Genomic DNA, 2,282 nt, shown 5'->3' on the forward strand with positions numbered 1-2,282 from the left:
GTCAATGACGATCAGCTGGTTCTTGGCCAGGACGGTCAGTTCCTTCTCGAGTCGGCCGGCATCCTTCGCTCGGCGGAGCTGCGCGACGAGGGAGGACGTGGTGAAGTAGCGGGCCGGGATCCCGGCCTGACAGGCTGCCACCGCGAGGGCGGTGGCCAGGTGGGTCTTGCCGGTGCCGACGTCGCCGAACAGGATCAGGTCCTGCGCCCGCTCGAGGAAGTCCAGGTCGGTCAGCTGCTGGCGGCCGTAGTCGTCGGGGAAGCGGATCGTGGTCCAGTCGTACCCCTCGAACGTCTTGAGAGCGGGCAAGTGCGCGGCCTTGAGCAGCCGGTGGCGGCGGGAGGCCTGCCTCGAGGCGTGCTCGGCGTGCAGGAGCCCGAGCAGGTACGCGCGTTGTTTCGGCGTGCCCTTGGCCGCCCAGTCCTTCAGGACGGTCCCGGTCAACGGGGTGTGCCGGCCCGCGTCGAGGATCTCTTGAACGGACGCCGTCACCGATGTGCCCGCCGTGCCCGTCGTGGTGGTGGTGGTCATGCGGTTTGTCCTTCCGCGTCGATGTCCATCGGGCTGTCGGTGGTCGTGGTGCACGCCAGGCCGTCATAGACCCGTAGGTTGACGGTGCCGGTCACGGGTTCGGTCCCGGCTGCGAGGCGCCGGGCGAGCATCCCGATCGCGTCCGTGCCAGGGGTATCACCTCGACGGATCAGGGTGTCCGCGGCGGTGACCGCGTGCTCGAACCCGGCGCAGCCGGTGGCCGCGTCCAGCCCGGCCAGCATGTCCCGGCGGTCTTTGGCAGCGGCGTGGTCGAGCCAGTCCCGCACCGGGTCCGTGACCTTGGCACGGACCGGAGAGTTGCCCCACGCGCCGGGCTTACGCACCAGCAGCGGTAGCAGCGATGCCGGGTCGAACACGCTGGCGTGTCCCTGCCCGAACACCCGGGGCAACGACACGATCGGGTTCGCGTGCTCGTCGAGGAGCTCGATGCGGTCGTGGCGGATCCCGACCGTGACCCGCCGCCCGGCGAATGCCGGCCCGGCGGTATACGGAGTGCCGTCGATCAGCAGGGTGCCGGTCTTGTCCGCGACCCGGGACTCGTACCGCACGGGGTCGAACCCGGCCGACGGTAACGCCAGGCACGCCGCGACGTCGTCGGCGAACAGGTCCCCGATCGGGACGTGCTTGCGCCAATGCTCCTTGACCGCGAGCCCGTCGCAGCGGGCCAGCAGCACCTGATTCAGTCCCGCGATGCTGGCTGCTTCGGGCTCGGGGACCATCAGGTTGCGGCGCAGGAACCCGACGGCGTTTTCCACGTTGCCCTTCTCGTTGCCCGAGTACGGATTGCAGTACCGAGCGGTGCACCGGTAGTGCAGCTTGAACGTGGAGAACAACCTCGACTCGGTGACCTGGTCACCGACCCGCCGGCCGATGCCGGTCGCGTTGTCGAAGATCAGCTGGCGTGGGGCACACCCGATGTGCTCGAACAGGGCCCGCAGCCCATGGCACACGCACTCGGCGGTCTCACCGTGGTAGGCCTGCGCGAACCGCATATTCGAGTACGGGAACGTGACCACGAGCACGTGCAACGTGTGCATGACCCCGCCGATCAGGGCCTGGGCCTGGCCGAAGTCGACCTGCGCGGCCCCGGGCGCCCACACCAGCTCGGCGTACCCGTCACCGGCCGAGCGGCGTTGCTGCTTATAGGTCTTGATGTAGCGCTGCACCGGCGAGTACGACCCGGTGTACCCGTGCTCGGCCACCAAGCGGTCGAAGACCCGCCTCGCGGTGTGTCGCTGCTTACGAGGGCGCCGCGCGTCGTCGACCAACCAGCCCTCGATCACCGGGAAGAGCTCGGCCAACACCGACGCTCCCGGACGGCGGTGGACCACGACCGGCTTCGGTGAATAGTCCACTACTTCAACATATTTGGCCACCGAGTCCCGGCTAACGCCGAGGTCCCGGGCGATCTGACGGGCCGGGACGCCCTGCGCGTCCAACCGGCGGATCTCTTCTTGCACAGACATAGCGATCGTCATCTACTTTCCAGGCCCTCCCAGGTGACACAACAACGGCGTACAGCACTGGAAGGAACCTATTGAGGCAGGCGGTCGCCACCACGACACGCGTGGTGGCAACACACCCGAGGTGGTCAACTACTCGCCCGATACCCCGTGCACAAGGAGCGGGCAGGACTGGCCGGATTCTTAGCGCTCTTTTGGCAGGAAACCAGCCACTGACTCGGCAGGTAAACCCCGCCGAAACGGCCTACAAGTAGTCGATCACAGACA

2 protein-coding genes are annotated in these 2,282 nt (G+C 67.7%); both read right to left on the reverse strand.

Going from position 1 to position 2,282, the window contains the following annotated elements; genetic code table 11:
- Positions 1-531: ATP-binding protein (locus FGL98_RS24915; RefSeq protein WP_146321552.1), on the reverse strand; the 531-nt coding region annotated here is incomplete at its 3' end.
- A complete protein-coding gene (gene istA / locus FGL98_RS24920) occupies positions 528-2,018 on the reverse strand; it encodes an IS21 family transposase (RefSeq protein ID WP_146321554.1) in 1,491 nt (496 codons plus the stop codon). The genes FGL98_RS24915 and istA, both read right to left, overlap by 4 nt.
- Between the last annotated feature and the right edge of the window lie 264 nt (positions 2,019-2,282).

This window comes from Leekyejoonella antrihumi (genome assembly GCF_007845645.1).
GTDB lineage: Bacteria > Actinomycetota > Actinomycetes > Actinomycetales > Dermatophilaceae > Leekyejoonella > Leekyejoonella antrihumi.

Coding starts and splice junctions, on each gene's coding strand:
- istA (WP_146321554.1), bottom strand. CDS start 2,018: ATGTCTGTGCAAGAAGAGATCCGCCGGTTGGACGCGCAGGGCGTCCCG.